Genomic DNA, 15,807 nt, shown 5'->3' with positions numbered 1-15,807 from the left:
GGCCGGCAATGCCAACCATCAAATCGGATTTTGATTGCTGGAGTAGCTCCGCTCAAGTTCGATGAGACGCTGTTTGCGCCAGAGCCCACCGCCATACCCGGTCAGCGATCCGTCCGCTCCCAGCACCCTGTGGCACGGCACTACAATCGCGATCTGGTTCGCACCGTTTGCCCTGGCAACCGCGCGCACAGCTTCAGGTCTTCCCAGCTCTCTTGCAAGCTCTGAATAACTCCTTGTGCCTCCGGCCGGAATTTTCAGAAGTTCCCGCCAGACATCCCGCGTGAATGTCGAGCCGTGCAGCGCAAGCTTCGTTTCAAAGACGCCGGAACTGCCGTCGAAAAACAGTCGCAATTCATCCTGGATCTGGTCGGTTATTTCGGTGCGCCCGAAGCCGATATTGCCTTTTGCGAAACCCTGGAGCTTTCTGAATTCCGCCGGCAGGGCCCTGCGGTCCAGAAACTCCAGAAGATGCAGTTGCGTCCTGTCCGTCACTGCAATCAGCGGACCGAGCGGAGATGGCACCCAATCGGCAAACAACATGGGGTCCTGCGAAAATGTTCCCGGCGCCTGCCCCAGTATTTTGGCAAACGCCTCGCGAAAGGCGCTTGGCGATTCAAAGCCAGCGGTGATTTGCGCATCGATGACCTTGCCGCCCTCGGCCAATGTCGAAAAACCTTCCTGCAATCGCCGCTGTCGCGCCATTTCCAGAAAAGTCATGCCGAAATGGCGCTTGAAGGCCCGCCGTACCGTTGATGGGTCCAATCCCATCCGGACGATATCCGGCTCGCGCCAACGATATCCCGGCTTTCCTTCCAGGGCTTCTATCAGGGGCTTTACGACCGGGTCCGCACTTGCTTGCGGTGTTGTCGGCTTGCACCGTTTGCACGGGCGGAAGCCGGCGTCGATACATTCGGCAACAGTTTCGTAAAAGGTGCAGTTTTCGCGTTTCGGTTTGCGTGCCGGGCAAGTCAGCCGACAGAAGATGCCGGTAGAGGCCACACAGACATAGACACGCCCGTCATAGGACGGGTCGCGATTGAGGAGCGCTTCATACAGCGTGTCGAAATCGGATCGGATCATCAGCATGACCTGACAATAGTTTGTCCAGCGGAATGGCGCAGCCGGAAATCGGGCGTCTATTCACGGCTTGCACATCGTCAACGATACACCTGATCCTCGGCAGGGAACTTGCGGTCCTTGACCTCGTCCGAATAGGCTTTCACCGCTGCCTCGATCTGGCCACCAAGATTGCCGTAGACCTTGACGAATTTGGGCGGTGCCGGATTGAGGCCAAGCATATCCTCCAGCACCAGGATCTGGCCATCACAGTCTGCGGATGCACCTATGCCGATGGTCGGGATCGGGATTTCCCTGGTGATCTGCGCGGCAAGCGGTTCAACCATACCTTCCAGGACAACCGAAAATGCACCTGCTTCGGTAACAGCTGATGCGTCCTCGAAGTGCTGGTCCCAGTCATCCTCGTGCCTTCCTTGCGTCTTGAAACCGCCCATGACGTGGACCGATTGCGGCGTCAGGCCGATATGAGCCATCACGGGAATTCCGCGCTCAGTGAGGAAGTGAATGGTTTCGGCCATGCGGACACCACCTTCCAGCTTTACCGCGCCGCATTGGGTCTCTTTCATGACGCGTGCTGCGTTGCGGAAAGCTTCTGAAGGACTTTCCTCATAAGTGCCAAATGGCATGTCGACAACAACAAGCGCTTTCTTGGTGCCGCGGACGACCGCCTTGCCGTGCATGATCATCAGATCGAGCGTGACACCGACCGTCGATTCCATTCCGTGCATGACCATCCCAAGGCTGTCGCCAACGAGAATGAAATCGGCGTAGTTATCGACGATGGCGGCCGTGTGCGCATGATAGGACGTCAACGAGACGATGGGATCCCCGCCCTTGCGTTTCGCGATTTGCGGCGCGGTCAGGCGGCGGACAGGTTTTTGAACACTCATGAAAAGTCCCTTCAGCTTCAGGTCACCGGCGCGATGACGCGCTGATCAATCAGGAGAACAGGTCCGAAACGTACCGCCAGCAGCACAACAGCCGGTCGATCCAGCGCGCCTGACAGCGCGCCCAGGGTCTCGGCATCACGGATGTCGACGCTTTTGACCTCCGCGGATGGGGCCTGCGCGAGTCGAGACCTGACAACGGCCTCCAGTTTGGCGATTGCAGGCCCTGTTTTTGCAAACTCCTGTGCCCGATCGAGCGCGCGATTGAGCATGACGGCTTCAGACCGGTGATCTTCCGAAAGACGAACATTCCGGGAAGACATTGCCAGACCATCGTTTTCGCGCACGGTCGGGTGGCCGGCGATTTCCAGCGGCATGTCGAGGTCACGTACCATCTGACGGATAAGTGTGAGTTGCTGGTAGTCCTTCTCGCCGAAGACGGCGATGTCCGGTGCAACGATATTGAACAGCTTGGTCACGACAGTCGAGACTCCACGAAAGTGCCCTGGACGCAGGGCTCCTTGCAGGATTCCAGACAGGCCCGGCACGTCGACATGAGTTCCACCGCCCGCGCCGTACATTTCCTCCACGCTCGGCAGAAACACTGCGTCCACCCCCTCCGCTGCCAGAAGGTCAAGATCTTGTTTCTCGTCGCGTGGATAGGTCGCCAGATCTTCATTGGGACCGAACTGAGTGGGGTTCACGAAAATACTCGCGACGACCCGGTCTGCCTTCTGGATCGCCATACGGACCAGAGCAAGATGCCCTTCATGCAAGTATCCCATTGTCGGCACGAGTCCGACCGTTTGCCCCACCCGTTTCCAATTCCGCACGTTTTCGCGCATATCCGCCTTTGTCCGGCAGATTATCATTGTTTGCCCTCCCAGACCTTCAGTTCCCGCCAAGGTCCCGCTTACTTCGCAGGTGCAACATAAGCCGGCGATCGATCAAGGTCCAGTAGCCAAAGAGAGGTGGCAAGGCGTCATCATTACCGCATGCAAAAGCCAATGCGAGCCGGTCCGGATAGCGGCCAGTCCCGGAATACATTCAGAAAACAAACACGAACGATCCGCTCGGAACTTCAATTTGAATTTCGTGCGGACTGACCTGCTTTCAGCACCCAATCGACACTCCGCAGATAATCGTCCAGGGTCAGACCATGATTTGACGGCGCTGCAACTGCGGAAAAAACAAAGCCATGTGTGTAGTCGACCAGCAGATTGAGCAGCACGTCCTGCTCGTCGCCATCGTTGAGCATTCTGGTGTTTTTCCGGATCTCTTCCGTGACCGTAACGACCTCGCCGCTCATCAAAGATGGATCGTTCAGGATGCAGCGCACAACGTTCGCATTTTCCAAGGCCCGGGTGCAGTAAGTTGAGAGTATGTGTCTGAGACGTTCTTCCGGGGTGTTGCCTTCGATATGAGTAAGGGTACCCTCGAAGGCGTTTCGTATCAGCGCGGCAATCAAACTCCTGTGGCTGCCGACATGGTATTTGATCGCCATCGCGGTCACGTTCAGCGCATCGGCCAAACGCCGAAAAGACACTGCTTCCAAACCTTGCTCATTGAGCAACGGAAGTGCGGTCGAAAGTATATGTTCCCTGGAAATGGAGCGACTGCCTTTCTGCGGGCGCCCTTTGAGCCTGCCAGACGACATCACTCAAATCACCACGTAGTACATATGGATCAGTCCCGACTTGAACCGGTCCACGCTTTCGAGTCTCAGGTCGATGTCACGATCCAGTTCTCCGAACATGCGGATACCTTCACCAATGAGAACAGGAGCAATCGCAACCCGCATGTCTGCAATCAGGCCTTCGCGCATGAACGATCGGATGATAGCGCCGCCGTCCACATAGACGCGGCCAATACCACGCTCACCGAGACGCGACATGAGTTCGGCCGGTGAGAGCCGGCTCAGCTCGACCTTGGACTTAACGTCTTCGGGGATCTCATCATCGGCAAGTGACCTGCTCATCACGATGACTGGTTTCCGATACGGCCATTCGCCAAATCCCAGGACCGTCCTGAAGGAGCCGGAGCCCATCACGATGACATCGATGCTGTTCTGAAAAGCGGCAAATCCGTAGTCTTCACCCTCCGTGTCGAGCTTCATCAACCAATCGAGGGTGTGATCCTTTCGCGCGACAAAACCATCAAGCGACATTGCCATCATCGTGTGACCGGTCGGCACGATTTCCTCCTCTTTTTATACAGTGTATAATTATTGTGGCGACAATCGTCAACCGCACTCCGAAAGGTTGTTTCATCCATTCTCTTTAGCCTGGTGAGGATGCCGAATTGCGGTGCCGGACAATCGCATCCTTGCGGACGACGACAACAATTGATCGACACATCATGTTGCTATCGGGATCGCGCGATCCCCGCACGCCGGTCTGCAGCACTCCGGTCCGCTGCACTCCGGTCCGCTGCAACGGGCGCGACATGAGTGACAACGGAGACCGATGGCACAATGACGCATTGGTACGCGCCATCCGGCTATTGTTAACCCGTCCGCGCAATATGCGGTTCGCCGGCACCTGCCTCGTTACCGGTTTGTCTGGGAAATTGTGCCAATGCGCTCAACATCAACCAGTCGGGCAGTGCCCTGCGATAGGCCGTCGAGCCAGACACGGACACCTGACCGCTGGCAATTTCGCTGCGCAGATCTCGTATGCCGCGCCAGGCTTCGACAAATCGCCTGATATCCGAAGAGATGGCGACATCCACCTCCAGACCGGGATACTTAAGGCACATGTCGACGTGACCGTCTTCAACCACAAGCCAGAAGCGGCTCAAGCCCTTGTGCGTCCCGGAAAAGGCAAATTCCATGACAATACGGTGCGCGGGCATGGCCTCGACATTCAGCCTTGTGTGCATGCTCCACGCCAGGAATGCCGGATCAAGATCTTCGGTTTCCATATCCCGCGACCATTTCTGACCCCAAACGGCAAGGCTCATGATGATCGGATCGAGTTCACGCCCGGCATCCGTCAATTCGTATGAAAATCCCCGGCCGTTTTCCAGGGCCCGGCGCGTAATCAAGCCGGCATGCTCCAGACTGGACAACCGCTGACTGAGCAAAGTGGCCGAGATCTTCGGAACGCCGCGATGAATTTCATTGAAGCGTGTGCACCCGTCGATCACCCGGCTAATCACCAGCAAAGTCCAGCGTTCACAGAGGACTTCAGCAGCCAGGGCGAGCGGGCAGTATTGTCCATAACCTTTGTACGGCATCCGACACTCCTCACATCCTGCAACAGAACTGAAAGAGTACGGTGCACCCCGAATTCGGACAACTCCGGAATCTGTAGTTACTTCACATTCATGAGTTTTTTGTGCCGGAAACTCGCGACAGACTTCTGCCGACAGTAAATGGCAACGAATGGCAGATGGCATCATGGAAGAAACTCGACTGAACTTGCTGGCAGCGCGTCTCGGCTCCGATGCCGTTTTTCCAGGCAATCCGGAATTTGATGAAAGACGACAGGTCTGGAACGCCGCAATTGACCGCAAACCGATAGCAATTGTGCCGGCGCGCCACCCGGAAGATGTCTCCAGTGCTGTCAAAACGGCAGCGGAGCGGGGATTGGCCTTATGTGTGAAAGGCGGTGGACACAATATCGCGGGTTCGGCGGTAGCAAATGGCGCGCTGATGATCGACATGTCGGCGCTGAACAGTGTCCGGATCAATTCAGTTAACCGGACTGCGCGTGTGGGTGGCGGTGCCACATGGAGGCAGTTTGATGCAGCTGCGCAAACACAGGGCATGGCGACACCCGGAGGTGTTGTCTCGTCGACCGGCGTTGCCGGACTTACCCTTGGCGGTGGCTTTGGCTGGTTGGCCAGACTGCACGGGCTGGCCGTCGACAATCTTCTGTCCGCCGAAATCGTTCTTGCCGACGGATCAATCGTGATGTGTTCAGACGACGAGAACACCGACCTCTTCTGGGCCATTCGCGGTGGTGGGGGCAATTTTGGGGTCGTCACCGAATTCACGTTCCAGCTTCACGCACTCGACCCCACTGTCCTTTTCGGACCCACTTTCTTTGCCCTGAAAGATGCAAGGACGGTTCTGGCAACCTACGCCGAACACGCCCCGATGCTGCCCCGCGAATCCTGTGTCTGGGCCAACCTGATGACGGCACCCGCAACCCCTGCCCTACCGGACAATCTTCATGGGGCGAAAGTGCTGACACTGATGCAGTTCTTCGCAGGACCACCGGACGCGGGATACAGCGTCGTGCGGCATCTTTACGGTGGAGTCGAGCCGGTCGGCAGCGCCCTTGCGCCACGCGCTTACACGGAGGCGCAAAGTTTTCTCGACCAGGCCTATGATTTTGGTGCGCGAAACTACTGGCGCACACACAATCATCGTGCGCTGACACCCTCGTTGATCGACACACTGGTCGATATGGCACCAGAACTGCCGACAGCCGAATCCGAACTGCTGATCTGCCTTCTGGGAGGTGCTGTCGCGGACGTCGATAACGACACGACCGCGTTTCCTCATCGCGATGTTTCCTTCGTTTCAACACCGGGTGTTCGCTGGCGCGACCCGTCGGCAGACACCGCCATGACCGGATGGCTGAAATCCGCCTCGAGACGGATCGCTGACCATGCAGTTCCCGGCTCCTACGTGAATTTCATTGCCGAGCGCTCCGGGGACATTTCCAGCGCATATGGCGGCAACCTCGATCGTCTCACGTCGATCAAGCGTCGGTACGACCCGCATAACCTGTTCAGGTCTAACCAGAATATTGCGCCGAACGCTTCGACCGATGAGCCGTGAGAACCGGGAAGTCAAAGAGAAATCAACCGTAAAAGAAAGGAATCACACCATGGCCAAAAGCTTCAGACTTTTCCGGCAGATCTTTTTGGTCGGCTCCAGTGCCGCTTGCCTTGGATCCCCTTCCCTTGCCGCAGACGGAGCAATTGCTTCGCGACCTGTCGAACACATGGCGACGGCGGAAACTCCGGCGGTGCACATCCTTGGTGCAGAAGCGCGGCTGTTGCGGAGCACCGAAGGAGCAACAATGACCCTGCGTACCTCCGAACTCACGCCGGGCCACGTGACCACTGCGTGGTGGGTGATCATGACGCAGCCGGAGAACTGTTCGGCGTCTCCCTGCACAGCGGAAGATGTCATCGGCCGGGCCGAAGAGGTCGGAACGCAGATTGTTTACGCGGACGGGGTCGTCAACCAGCCGGACGGAACCGCTGCCTTTGCGGCCTTTCTGGCTGCCGGTGATGTCAAAAACGGGTGGTTCGAACAGAGTTTCGACGCGCCGTCAAATGCGGAGATTCACCTGGTACTGAATGACCACGGTCCGCTGATCCCAGAGATTTCGGCATCGATGCTGACAAGTTATCGCGGCGGGTGCAGAGGCGACAGCCTGCCGCCTCCCTTTCCCGACACTGCAAAGGCTGACGGGATTGAGGGACCCAACGAGTGTCGCCTGATCCAGGATGCCATTTTTTCGGCACCGGCATCCCGCGCAAATTAGCCGTCATTTTCACGAAAGGAATTTACCCATGTTCAACCGACTTATAACCTTTGCCTCGATCTTGATGCTTTGCTCCGGCGTTGCCCACGCGATTCCAGTCAATCCGGGTGACACGATTCGTGGCAGTTATGCATTTCCCACATACGGAGCAACGGAACTGGAGCCGACCTCGTTTCTGCTCAGGCTGTTCTCCGCCGACTTGTTTGGTGGTGCCGACGCGGTCGGGATTCGCATCCTGGACGAAGGCCTCAATCCGCTGCTTTTCACGACCTTAAATGCGAGCGGAACCGCGCTTGATCCAACAATCGGAATCCCGGTCAGTCTCTCGGATTTCCTTCCGGGTGTACTTGGACCAAGCGACCCGGCAAGGATACCCCGCACCGGCTTCGTCGATGTTACAGGCCTTGCGGGATCATTTGATGTCTCTTCCCTTTCTCTGTTCGGCACAGAGTTTGTTGGCAAAGTCGGCATTCTGCGGCAGGCGCGTGTGGATGAATTTTATGCCGTCTCGACACCAACCACCGTACCGCTGCCAGCTGCCGGCTTCCTGTTGGCAGGAGCCGTCGCAGGTCTATTCGGCTTCCGGGCCGGCAAAACCCGACGCGGTTAGCCGGGACATTCAAATGCCGATAGGTTGATCTGTATTTTCGGACATCTTCCCATGGCACATCGTCAACCGGAAACAGCAAGATCGTGGGAGCGGCGACAGCATCTGGACAGCTTTGCCGCTCCCATTCCACTCATCACGCGATTCAGGTTCAGGACAGGATTGCCTGACATCCGGAACCGGGGGTCTGGTCAAATGCGTTGCGACGGTCAAGAATAGTCGCACGACCGGCAGAACAACATCCAAGTGCGAACACTGGTTCTGACACACGAAATGGACTTTGCGATCAGGATCGCCAACGCCATGCCGGTCAAACAGCTGCCAAAAGGCAACGCCGCATTGGTTCAAACAAGAGGTTCCCATGTCCGACCGCATAAATCCCGACACTCTCTATAACAGCGTTCAATGGGGATTTTCCCATGCTGCTGTCTCTGAACCCGGACGCCTGCTGCATCTCGCCGGACAAGTAGCCTGGGACAAGGATTGTCAACTTGTGGGCGGCGATGATTTGAACGCTCAGGCCCGGCAGTGTCTGGCAAATCTCAAGGCCGTGCTCGCCGACCAGGGCCTCGGTCCGCAGCACCTTATCCGTCTTCGGACCTATGTCGTGAACCACACACCGGAAAAACTCGAACCGGTTGGCATGGCCCTTGGAGAATTCTGGGGAGAGGTCACGCCGGCTCCCAATACCTGGCTTGGTGTGCAGTCCCTGGCGCTGCCCGAATTTCTGGTCGAAATCGAAGGCACGGCGGTGTTGCCGTAAGCGATACTCTCAGGTTTCCAGTTCGCCTCGTACGCACCGACTGAAAACGCTGCAGCCTGCGCAAATTCAGGCCCTGGCGTTTTCAGCTCTGTCTTCCCAACACCCGAATTCGCAACCAGCGAGCCCGCAACCATCGGCGGTCATTGCAGGAAGCGGCTTTGGAACCAGTCACGCGTTACATCATTTGCCGGCAAAAGAGTTTCGATCCGCAAATCATCAAGCGTCGCGTCGGCGCTCATGCCGATCGTCGCGATGAGCGAAAACAACTCCAACTCGGTTTCTTCGATCCGAAACCGGATCGTCATCACAGGCGCGCTCACACCTGAACTGGGGTGAGACAAAAGTTCATCCACTCCATCGAACGACCTTAGCTCGGCGAAAAGCGCATGTGCCTCACGGTCATGGGGACGGCGTGTGATTTCCAGTTCCAGCAACCTCAACAGGGCTCGGGCGGTCTCTTGCCAATTCACGATTCGCTCTCGCAATGGCCCGGGCGCGAGAATCTCGCGCAATAGATTGCTGTCGCCGCGCGCGCCGGCGAGCGCAAAGAACCTTTGTGCGGCTTCATTCGCGTTCAACAAATTCCAGATCCGGTCGATTGAAACTGCCGGAAAGGGTTCATGCCCTTTGAGCACGTGATCGACGGAAGCCTCAACAGCTCTTTGAATGGAGCCGTTCCAGCCATTGCGCGAGGACTTGGCAGCGAACCCCGCCGAGAGCAGCATGGCATCGACTTCTGCCGCGGGCATTTGCAGCGCTTCTGCCAATTGCACAATTGCAAAACGACTGGGATTGGATCTTCCGGTTTCCAGAAAGCTTATGTGTCGTTGCGACATGCCAGATTGCAGCGACAGCTCCAATTGCGAAAGTCTGCGCCGCAGTCGCCAATTCTTCAAGAACCCAGGAAATGTCGGTTCGTCCATGTTCGGATTGTAGCTCATTTTCCTTTCCTGACCGAAAACTGCACACAGGTCTATTACCTCCAATGTAATTGAGAAGAATTTTCTTCAGCAGCAGGATTGCCGGCGATCGATAACTGACGAGCGAGACTTCACCATGAAAAATTCCGGAACTGCCCGCATCTTTCTCGGGCTCAACGCGGCCTTTTCGCTGATTACCGGAGCTAACCTGCTATTCCTGCCGGGCTTTTCCGCTGAAATCCTGTTTCTTGACACCGCCGGATGGCAGAACCTCTCCTTGTGTATTCTGGGTGCGGGATTGATCGTGTTCGCACTCGATCTGACACTGATGGCGACCGACCGCTTCGTCGCCAAGGGTCAGGTGCTGCTGATAACCGCAATGGATACCGGCTGGGTTCTGGCCAGCATCTTGCTGCTGGCGTTCGGCAGCCAACTGTTTTCAGGGACTGGACAGGCGGTGATTGTCGCTGTTGCTGTTTTCGTCGCAGTTTTTGCGATCGGCCAATATCTGGGCGCCCGCGATATTGTTGTTCCTCTCAGCCAGGCCACCGTGAAGTCCTCCGGCGACAAACTTCTCGCCAAAGTCAGTCGCACAGTTGATGCCCCCAGGAATGTTGTCTGGAAAGTCATGACAGACCATCCCCGTTACGCCGATGTGGCGGACAACATATCCAAGGTCGAGGTTGTCGCAGGCAATGGTGAAGGCATGCAGCGCAGGTGTTACGGCCCAAAGGGAGAAAACTGGCTCGAAACCTGCGATCTGTTCGACGAAGGTCACGCGTTCGGATTTCGTATTCACACAGAGGCGGACGATTACCCCTATCCGATCTCGAAACTCCACGGCGCATGGTCGGTCGTGCCACAGGAGAATGGCTCGACCTTCACGATCGACATCGAAGCCACGCCAAAGGGCAATCTTCTCATGAGGACATTGTTCAAAACAGCGGCAAAGCGCCAGTTCAAGGCGGTGCTCGCCGATCTTGCCGATGCCTGGGCAGACCGCATGGAACGCGAAGCCAGAGCATGACCGACACTCGCGATTTGGCGCCGGAGGACGGCATTGATTGTGTCCGGGACGCGGTCCCAGCACCTGACCTTTCGGGTCACAACACCGGAACTGCTCGCACATGGCAGCCGTCTTGAAACAGTGCAGGCCGGTTAGCCGGCCGCACTTGCCCCGTCTACATCAAAAGGCTCCGTCGTAAGCCCGGCGTGAAATGCGGCAGGCGAGTACCGTGAAGCCATCCCGTTCCAGAGCTTGCGCGGCTTCCCGCTGCAAGTCGTCGGCACTGTCGATCCAGACACCGTGACCCCCATAGGCTTGAGCAACGGCGGGGAAATCGGTCTCACCGAAATCGACACCCACGTTCGGACGCTGGCTGCCACGCTGTTTCAATTCAATCAGGGCCAGGCTGGTATCGACGAGCACGCAGATGATGACCGGAATCTTGAGATCCCGAAGGGTAGAAAGCTCGCCCAGGCACATCTCCAGTCCGGCATCGCCGACGAAGGCGATGACAGGCGAAGCGCCTTCGACAAGCCGATGCCCCATGGCCAGCGGGACAGCACATCCCATTGTGCACAAGGCGGAGGACTGCAGCATCTGACGCGGCAACGGGCATCGCCAGATCTGGCTGGCCAGGATCCTGTGCGCTCCGCTGTCCGCCGTTGCCACGGTGTCGGCCGGCATCACACCGCGAAAGGTGTGAAAGACGGTTCCCGGTCCCCAGCCGTCCTGCTCCGGCGCAAATGCAGCGTCCAGTTCCTGTCGGACCTTTGCCGGTTCACCATTTTCCCATGAGCGGTTCTCCGGGTCTCTTGCTTCGCCCAGAACGTTCAGAACCGGCATCGTGGCGCTACGCAATGTTGCCGATACGCTATGCATGCCGTGCGTTCTGAGAACCGGAGTCACATCGATCACATTTGCGTCCGCGTTCCAGGGATCGCGCCAGTTGATACGCATCTCGATCGGATCATAGCCAAGCAGTAGAATGCAGTCGCTTGCGTTTATCAACGGCAGCAGATGTCCGTCTGCCTTCGGTGAAAGCCCCGCACCGCCGAGTGCAAGCGAATGGTTTTCGTCGAGCAGACCCTTGCCCTTGTAACTCGTGACCAAAGGCACACGGAACTTCCGGCAGAACTCGCTGATCCCGGCTGAAGCGCCTTCATTGACCGCATCAACACCGGCAATCGCGATCGGCCGTTCCGCCTTTGCAAACAGATCGGTGGCCGTTTCAAGTTCGGATCCCGCAGCGGGCGCGGATCCGACCGGTGCTGATCGGAAGGTGTTTGACCATTTTTCTTCGGTTTCCATCTCGGCGACCCGAATCGGGACATCGATATGAACCGGACCCGGCTGTCCATCGAGCGCGATGGCAAGCGCCTTTTCCATCATCACATCCAGCGCACCGAGACGCGCAGAAAAACTCGCCTTGACGATCGGGCGCAACAGCTGCTGATGGTCGAACACCTGGTGGGTATAGCTCTCCGCCTCGCCTTGATCCACACACCCCGTCAGGAAGACCAGGGGAACACGGTCCTGCCATGCATTGGCAATGACATTGACGGCATTCGCCGCACCCGGACCGAGCGTCGCCAGCAGCACGCCCGGTGCGCCATCGGCGTGCCAGCCGCCTTCGGCCATGAACCCACCGGCGTTTTCGTGTTTAACCAGCACGAAATTCATACCAACCTGGTCCAGGGACTGCATCAGGGCCAGAACCTCGCCACCGGGAATTCCGAAAGCATGTCGGCAGCCGGCGGCAAATAGCTTGCCGGCAATAATGTCTGCGCCGGTTGTCATTTGGCTGTTTGGTCCTTTTTGTCAGATGAGTTTCCAAGATCCAGAATGCCCTTGGCACAAAGGTCTTTCAAAACTTCTTCGGTCAAGCCGAGATGCCGTTGAAGAACGTCCGCAGTGTCGGCTCCGAGCATCGGTGGAGCCTTGTCATAGCTGACCGGTGTCTTTTCCAGATTGATGGGCGATCCGATCAGATCGACAGAACCGCTGAGCGGGTGCGGCAGCGTGATCCGCATGTTCCTTTCCAGGATATGCGGATCTGAAAACACCTGACCGAGATTGTTTACAGGTCCGCAAGGCACACTCGCCGCCTCCAGCAGCGCGATCCACTCTGCGGCAGTCCTTTCGATCGTCAGGCGGCGGATCAATGGCACCAGCTGCTTCCGGTTGCGGACCCGGTCAGCATTCCGTGCATAGAGCGGGTCATCCGCCAGTTCAGGCGCTCCGGCAACTTCGCAGAACTTCCTGAATTGGGTGTCATTGCCAACGGCAATGATGAATGACTGATCGCTTGCGGGAAACGTTTCGTAGGGAACAATAGTCGGATGCCCGTTGCCAAGCCGGCCTGGCACATCACCAGAGACAAGATACCCGGCACCCTGATTGATCAGCCAGGAAACCTGCGCGTCCAGGAGCGAGATATCGATATGCTGGCCTTCACCCGACCCATTCCGGTGATTGAGGGCGGCAAGGATGGAAACCGCCGCATACATGCCGCACATCACATCCGCAATGCCGACCCCGCATTTGGTCTCCGTGCCGCCTTCATCGTCCGGAAATCCGGTCAGAGACATGATCCCGCCCATGCCCTGGATCAGAAAGTCGTACCCGGCGCGATGCGCATAGGGTCCGGTTTGTCCGAAGCCGGTGATCGAACAATAGATCAGACCAGGATTGATTTTCCGGAGCGTGTCGTAGTCGAGCCCTCGCCGCTTCAGATCGCCAACCTTGAAATTCTCAAGAAGGATGTCCGCCCTGGCTGCGAGATCCGCGATAAGTTTCTGGCCGTCCGCACTGGCGAGATCGATGGCGACTGACGACTTGTTCCGGTTGGACGACAGATAGTAGGCGCTTTCGGCGGTCTCGTTCCCATCCGTATCCTTCAAAAACGGCGGACCCCAGCCACGTGTGTCGTCACCGCGGCCTGGCCGTTCGATCTTGATGATCTCCGCACCGAGATCACCAAGGACCTGCGAACAGGTTGGCCCGGCCAAAATACGGGACAAATCGAGGACAACGAGACCGGAAAGGGCTCCGGATGCGCTGGTGGGCTGGGACACGCAACACCTTCAGACTGACAAGATCCGGGGAAATGGGCACATAGCCCCTTTCCCGTCAACTCCGGTCTGCATGCACGATGAACACCTTGCCTCACATTCCTGTTAAGGCGATGTGAAAACTCAACTTTTCCGATCCCAGCCCTTGATGGTACCGAGTTCGTTCCAGGCACGCTTGATCCACTTGGCTTCCACGCTGTGTCCCCCGGTATGAAGGCATAGCTCGAAAAGCCCTTCTTCCGGTGCCCAGCGCTCGCATTCCAGATTACCGTCGGAAAGCTTTTGAGATTTCTCTTCCACGAGCCCGTTCTGGCGCCGCCAAACATCGAAGCTTTCAAATACGTCACCCTGTTTCCACTTGCCTCCTCCCAGCCAGCGTCCCGCGAGCGGAACAACCGTGTCGCTGGTACCGTGAACGTGGAAAAGGTACGGATTTTCTGCGGGGCAAGTGTCCGGGAGCGGTTCCCAGAATGCGCCGGCGATCGGCGCGTAACCCGAAAAACGATCGGAATCTTCGCAGGCAATATACCAGGTCATGAAGCCGCCGGAAGAAAATCCCGAAAGCATCGTCCGGTCCCTGTCGATGCCGAAGCGGTTTTCCAGGTCAGACAGAACCGTGTCAAAAAACACCGGCTCGTCACGCAGATTTCTGGGGGCGGTTGGAAACGACCATGTACCGTTGACACCTTGAACCGCCACAAAGGCCACCCCGAGGTCGTCCGCCATGCGCTGGAAGCCCTTGTTGCGGATAGCATTGACTGCCTTGCCACGGTGGCCGTGCAGGTAAAAAATCGCACCGAGCGGTGAACTGTCGTCCAGGTTCTCAGGCAGGTGGATGTAATATTCCCCGTTGTCGACGTTGCACGGGATCTCTTCGCCACACCCGGACTGGTCATCAGCCGACGCGGGGCCCGCCACAAGCGCGGAGGCCAAAAGGGCGGCGCGGACCGCAGATGGATACTTTTCAAAAAACAAGACCGGCTCCTGTGACACGCTTCTTCGTCTGCCCAGCGCGGAAAGACTGCCAGAAGAGAATGGTTTTTCCGGTCCGTTTGTCCAGCTTGGCGTCATCACAAGTCAGCGAGACACAAATACCTAATCCCAGGCGCCTTCCGTTGGAATGTTCAACATGCGACCACAGTGCTTGCAGTGGATGGCATCGGTGTCGTGGCGGTTCAAGCCGCAGTCCGGGCAGGCAAGCTGTGCCTTCGAGGGACGGAAAATCGTCTGCACCAGCCGCAAGAACAGGGCAACGCCGAATATCATGATGAGGACTGTCATCAGGCGTCCGACACTGTCCGTCATCGTGATGTCGCCAAAGCCTGTCGTCGTCAACGTGGTCACTGTGAAGTAGAGCGCATCCAGATAGTTGTTGATGTTCGGATTGCGGTCATCCTCAACGACAAAGACGATGGCCGTGACGACAAAAATGAACACAACCAAATTGACAGCTGACTGCAGAATGTCTTCGTTTCGGCGGAACCAGCTCGACGCTTCACGCAACTCTTTCAGCAGGTGGTAGGACCGCAGCAACCTGAGCATCCGGACGATACGCAGGAAGGCAAAATTCTCCAGAAAAACCGGGGCAACAAGAGAAGCAATCACAACCAGGTCCGCGACCGACGTGAAGCTGAATATGTACCTGGCCGGCGTCGCGGAGGCAATCAACCGGGCAACGTAGTCCAGCGCGAGAACAGCGGCAATTGCGTAATCAAGCGTATGAAAGTGCCGCTCGGGATCCATCACGGAAGACACGATGAAATAGCCGATCGTGATCAGATCGAAGGCCAGGAGTACATATCTGAACACCCGTGCCCTGGTTGAGTGACCAAAATAGAGCTGACGAAACAAAGTCTGCAGAACCGGTTTATCAGCCGCCATCAATTGTGCCTCGTTTTTCAGTCGGAATGTTGCACGCAACATCAAATCGCTAAAATACAGTTTTCAAGCATTCGTGTAATTCTTACAC

The 15,807-nt window shown here is 57.1% G+C and carries 16 protein-coding genes; 5 read left to right on the top strand and 11 right to left on the bottom strand.

Annotated elements, in window-relative coordinates; genetic code table 11:
- Positions 1 to 18: 18 nt before the first annotated feature.
- The 6 genes from ACO6TI_RS09545 to ACO6TI_RS09520 all read right to left on the bottom strand — a co-directional run bounded on the left by ACO6TI_RS09545 (position 19) and on the right by ACO6TI_RS09520 (position 5,201).
- Entirely contained in the window at positions 19 to 1,086 is a 1,068-nt protein-coding gene (locus ACO6TI_RS09545) for a methylated-DNA--[protein]-cysteine S-methyltransferase (protein WP_104701523.1), read from the bottom strand.
- Between the two features lie 71 nt (positions 1,087 to 1,157).
- Positions 1,158 to 1,967, bottom strand: a complete 810-nt coding sequence (gene panB, locus ACO6TI_RS09540; protein ID WP_108873378.1) for a 3-methyl-2-oxobutanoate hydroxymethyltransferase — start codon at positions 1,965 to 1,967, stop codon at positions 1,158 to 1,160.
- Between the two features lie 17 nt (positions 1,968 to 1,984).
- Positions 1,985 to 2,836: a pantoate--beta-alanine ligase gene (panC, locus tag ACO6TI_RS09535; RefSeq protein ID WP_108873377.1), complete on the bottom strand. Its 852-nt coding sequence runs from the start codon at positions 2,834 to 2,836 to the stop codon at positions 1,985 to 1,987.
- Between the two features lie 209 nt (positions 2,837 to 3,045).
- Positions 3,046 to 3,621, bottom strand: a complete 576-nt coding sequence (locus ACO6TI_RS09530; RefSeq protein WP_108873376.1) for a TetR family transcriptional regulator — start codon at positions 3,619 to 3,621, stop codon at positions 3,046 to 3,048.
- Positions 3,622 to 3,624: 3 nt separating this feature from the next.
- Positions 3,625 to 4,158, bottom strand: coding sequence for a dihydrofolate reductase family protein (locus ACO6TI_RS09525; protein ID WP_108873375.1), 534 nt, complete (start codon positions 4,156 to 4,158; stop codon positions 3,625 to 3,627).
- Positions 4,159 to 4,469: 311 nt separating this feature from the next.
- Positions 4,470 to 5,201 (bottom strand): winged helix-turn-helix transcriptional regulator, encoded by a 732-nt coding sequence (locus tag ACO6TI_RS09520; protein ID WP_196917040.1) that lies wholly within the window; start codon positions 5,199 to 5,201, stop codon positions 4,470 to 4,472.
- A 163-nt stretch (positions 5,202 to 5,364) separates the two neighbouring features.
- Here ACO6TI_RS09520 and ACO6TI_RS09515 point away from each other — a divergent pair, with 163 nt between their 5' ends.
- The 4 genes from ACO6TI_RS09515 (at position 5,365) to ACO6TI_RS09500 (ending at position 8,841) form a co-directional block, all read left to right on the top strand.
- Entirely contained in the window at positions 5,365 to 6,756 is a 1,392-nt protein-coding gene (locus ACO6TI_RS09515; RefSeq protein ID WP_422384825.1) for an FAD-binding oxidoreductase, read from the top strand.
- Positions 6,757 to 6,805: 49 nt separating this feature from the next.
- Positions 6,806 to 7,471, top strand: a complete 666-nt coding sequence (locus tag ACO6TI_RS09510; protein WP_158705316.1) for a hypothetical protein — start codon at positions 6,806 to 6,808, stop codon at positions 7,469 to 7,471.
- Positions 7,472 to 7,499: 28 nt separating this feature from the next.
- Positions 7,500 to 8,081 carry a hypothetical protein gene (locus tag ACO6TI_RS09505; RefSeq protein ID WP_422384824.1) on the top strand — a complete coding sequence of 194 codons (582 nt, stop codon included), beginning with the start codon at positions 7,500 to 7,502 and terminating at the stop codon, positions 8,079 to 8,081.
- Between the two features lie 358 nt (positions 8,082 to 8,439).
- Positions 8,440 to 8,841 carry a RidA family protein gene (locus tag ACO6TI_RS09500; RefSeq protein WP_055119550.1) on the top strand — a complete coding sequence of 134 codons (402 nt, stop codon included), beginning with the start codon at positions 8,440 to 8,442 and terminating at the stop codon, positions 8,839 to 8,841.
- Positions 8,842 to 8,981: 140 nt separating this feature from the next.
- Here the strand turns inward: ACO6TI_RS09500 and ACO6TI_RS09495 are convergent, their stop codons facing one another.
- Positions 8,982 to 9,782, bottom strand: a complete 801-nt coding sequence (locus ACO6TI_RS09495; protein ID WP_422384823.1) for a helix-turn-helix domain-containing protein — start codon at positions 9,780 to 9,782, stop codon at positions 8,982 to 8,984.
- A gap of 115 nt (positions 9,783 to 9,897) precedes the next feature.
- Between ACO6TI_RS09495 and ACO6TI_RS09490 the strand changes: the two genes are divergently transcribed.
- Positions 9,898 to 10,788, top strand: coding sequence for an SRPBCC family protein (locus ACO6TI_RS09490; RefSeq protein ID WP_055119546.1), 891 nt, complete (start codon positions 9,898 to 9,900; stop codon positions 10,786 to 10,788).
- A gap of 159 nt (positions 10,789 to 10,947) precedes the next feature.
- On the opposite strand, the gene ACO6TI_RS09485 is transcribed toward ACO6TI_RS09490, so the two are convergent.
- From ACO6TI_RS09485 to ACO6TI_RS09470, 4 genes are all read right to left on the bottom strand, one after another.
- Entirely contained in the window at positions 10,948 to 12,564 is a 1,617-nt protein-coding gene (locus tag ACO6TI_RS09485; protein ID WP_422384822.1) for a thiamine pyrophosphate-binding protein, read from the bottom strand.
- A complete protein-coding gene (locus tag ACO6TI_RS09480) occupies positions 12,561 to 13,841 on the bottom strand; it encodes a CaiB/BaiF CoA transferase family protein (RefSeq protein ID WP_422384821.1) in 1,281 nt (426 codons plus the stop codon). The genes ACO6TI_RS09485 and ACO6TI_RS09480 overlap by 4 nt, the downstream gene beginning before the upstream one ends.
- 120 nt (positions 13,842 to 13,961) lie before the next feature.
- Positions 13,962 to 14,813: an alpha/beta hydrolase family esterase gene (locus tag ACO6TI_RS09475; protein WP_209012206.1), complete on the bottom strand. Its 852-nt coding sequence runs from the start codon at positions 14,811 to 14,813 to the stop codon at positions 13,962 to 13,964.
- Between the two features lie 120 nt (positions 14,814 to 14,933).
- A complete protein-coding gene (locus ACO6TI_RS09470) occupies positions 14,934 to 15,719 on the bottom strand; it encodes an ion transporter (RefSeq protein WP_055119823.1) in 786 nt (261 codons plus the stop codon).
- Positions 15,720 to 15,807 lie beyond the last annotated feature (88 nt).

The organism is Roseibium album, assembly GCF_965233825.1.
Lineage (GTDB): Bacteria > Pseudomonadota > Alphaproteobacteria > Rhizobiales > Stappiaceae > Roseibium > Roseibium album.
This window is presented reverse-complemented; position numbering and strand designations above follow the sequence as displayed.